2 protein-coding genes and 1 pseudogene are annotated in these 2681 nt (G+C 60.4%); all 3 read left to right on the top strand.

Annotation, left to right across the window (positions count from 1 at the left end; genetic code table 11):
• Nucleotides 1-40: 40 nt before the first annotated feature.
• The gene (gene sufB, locus WB528_RS17740; RefSeq protein ID WP_423889702.1) at nucleotides 41-1537 is read left to right on the top strand and encodes a Fe-S cluster assembly protein SufB; all 1497 of its coding nucleotides are present in this window, start codon (nucleotides 41-43) and stop codon (nucleotides 1535-1537) included.
• 132 nt (nucleotides 1538-1669) lie between these two features.
• On the top strand, nucleotides 1670-2422 hold the full coding sequence (gene sufC, locus WB528_RS17735; protein ID WP_423889701.1) for a Fe-S cluster assembly ATPase SufC: 753 nt from the start codon (nucleotides 1670-1672) through the stop codon (nucleotides 2420-2422).
• Nucleotides 2423-2439: 17 nt separating this feature from the next.
• Nucleotides 2440-2681, top strand: a pseudogene (locus WB528_RS17730) (Fe-S cluster assembly protein SufD); the annotation flags it as partial.

Raw genomic sequence — 2681 nt, 5'->3', positions numbered from 1 at the left:
TGATCCACCGCGGTCCTTGAAACCGCGAGCGGAGGTTGGAATGGCTGCCGTACAAGAAACCGTCGACCGGGTTCGCCGGATCGACGTCGATCAATATCGGTCTGGGTTTGAGACTGTTATTGAGTCCGAGAAGGCCCCGAAGGGGCTATCGGAAGATACCGTCCGTTTCATATCTGCGAAGAAAAACGAACCGGCGTGGATGCTGGAATGGCGCCTGGAGGCCTATCGCCGCTGGCTGACTATGACCGAGCCAACCTGGGCACGCGTCAACTATCCCAAGATCGATTACCAGGACCTCTACTATTATTCTGCGCCGAAGCCGAAGAAGCAGCTCGCTTCGATCGACGAGATCGATCCAGAAATCCTCAAGACCTATGAGAAGCTCGGCATTCCTCTGCGCGAAGTTGCGGTGCTTGAAGGCGTAGCGCGCCCTGAGGGTGAGGCGGCACCGGCAGGACGCAAGATTGCGGTGGACGCCGTGTTCGACTCGGTGTCGGTCGCGACCACCTTCAAGGAAGAGCTGAAGAAGGCCGGCGTGATCTTCATGCCGATCTCTGAGGCGATCCGCGAGCACCCGGAGATCGTGAAGAAGTATCTCGGCACGGTGGTGCCGACCTCCGATAACTACTTCGCCACGCTGAACTCGGCCGTGTTCTCCGACGGCTCGTTTGTCTACGTGCCGCCGGGCGTTCGTTGCCCGATGGAACTGTCGACCTACTTCCGCATCAACGAGCGCAACACCGGGCAGTTCGAGCGGACCCTTATCATTGCCGACAAGGGTGCCTACGTCAGCTATCTCGAGGGCTGCACCGCGCCGCAGCGCGACGAGAACCAGCTCCACGCCGCCGTGGTCGAACTCGTCACGTTGGACGATGCCGAGATCAAATATTCGACGGTCCAGAACTGGTATCCCGGCAACTCCGAAGGCAAGGGCGGCATCTACAATTTCGTCACCAAGCGTGGCGACTGCCGCGGCAATAATTCGAAGATCTCCTGGACCCAGGTCGAGACCGGTTCGGCCATCACCTGGAAATATCCGAGCTGCATCCTGCGCGGCGACAACTCGCGCGGTGAATTCTATTCGATCGCAATCTCGAACGGCCACCAGCAGGTCGATTCCGGCACCAAGATGATTCATCTCGGCAAGAACACGACGAGCCGGATCATCTCCAAGGGCATCGCCGCCGGCGTATCGCAGAACACCTATCGCGGCCTCGTCACGGCCCATCGCAAGGCGACGGGCGCGCGCAACTTCACGGCCTGCGACTCGCTTCTGATCGGCGACAAATGCGGCGCGCACACGGTGCCCTATGTGGAAGCAAAGAATTCGTCCGCGCTGTTCGAGCATGAAGCGACGACCTCGAAGATTTCCGAGGACGTGCTGTTTTACTGCGTGCAGCGCGGATTGAGCCAGGAAGAGGCGGTTGGCCTTGTCGTCAACGGCTTCGTCAAGGACGTGCTGCAGCAACTGCCGATGGAGTTTGCAGTTGAGGCGCAGAAGCTGATCTCAATCTCGCTCGAGGGATCGGTCGGGTAGATCCTCATCTTGAGGAGGCCGCGTGAGCGGCCGGTCTCGAAGGATGAGAGGAAAGATTGTCGGCCAAGTCCTTCGAGACGCGCCCTCGGCGCTCCTCAGGACGAGGGATGAACGGAAAGACGGAACAACGTGATGGCATTACTTGAAGTCAAAGACCTGCAAGTTCGTGTTGAGGATCGCGAGATCCTCCACGGGCTGTCGCTTACCGTGAACAAGGGCGAAGTGCACGCGATCATGGGGCCGAACGGCTCCGGAAAGTCGACGCTCTCTCACGTCATCGCCGGCAAGCCGGGCTATGAAGTTACCGGCGGCGAGATCCTGTTCAAGGGCGAAGACCTGCTGGGGATGGCGCCCGACGAGCGCGCCGCCAAGGGCGTGTTTCTCGCCTTTCAGTATCCGGTCGAAATCCCTGGCGTGATCACGATGAACTTCCTGCGCACGGCCTATAACGCCCAGCGCAAGGCGCGCGGCGAGAGCGAGTTGATGGCGCCGGACTTCCTGAAGAAGGTGCGTGAAGTCGCCAAGCGATTGAACATCCCGCAGGACATGCTCAAGCGCGGCGTCAACGTCGGCTTCTCCGGTGGCGAGAAGAAGCGCAACGAAATCCTTCAGATGGCGCTGTTCGAGCCGAACCTGTGCATTCTCGACGAAATGGATTCCGGTCTCGACATTGACGCACTTCGGGTTGCGGCTGATGGCGTGAATGCGCTGCGCTCGCCGGAGCGAGCGATGGTGGTGATCACGCATTACCAGCGGCTGCTGAATTACATCGTGCCGGACTTCGTGCATGTGATGTCGAAGGGACGGGTGGTGAAGAGCGGCGACAAGCAATTGGCGCTCGAGCTTGAGGCGTCGGGCTACGCGCAGTTCGAAGACGCGGCCTGACGAATGCGGATCTTGTGATGAACATTGTTTTGGCAAAGACCGGAAGCGGACGCGCGGTGGAGAGCATATTTGCTGCGGCGCGTGACCGGCTGCCCGGCACCGGCAAGGTTGCCGATGTCCGCCGGCAGGCGTTCGATGCTTTCGAGCGCGCCGGCCTGCCGCATCGGCGTCTCGAAGACTGGAAATATACCGACCTGCGCGCGCTGATGCGCGAAGTGCTGCCGCTGGCGGCTGCACCCGATGCATCGGCCCTGAAGCG

Origin of the sequence: Bradyrhizobium sp. (genome assembly GCF_049586575.1) — a bacterium.
In the GTDB taxonomy this organism is placed as follows: domain Bacteria; phylum Pseudomonadota; class Alphaproteobacteria; order Rhizobiales; family Xanthobacteraceae; genus Bradyrhizobium.
The sequence above is the reverse complement of the archived record's forward strand: the minus strand, read 5'-3'. Positions and strand labels throughout refer to the sequence as shown.

Excerpts from the sequence above, each read along its gene's own strand:
- sufB (WP_423889702.1), top strand. The coding sequence starts at position 41 with ATGGCTGCCGTACAAGAAACCGTCGACCGGGTTCGCCGGATCGACGTC.
- sufC (WP_423889701.1), top strand. The coding sequence starts at position 1,670 with ATGGCATTACTTGAAGTCAAAGACCTGCAAGTTCGTGTTGAGGATCGC.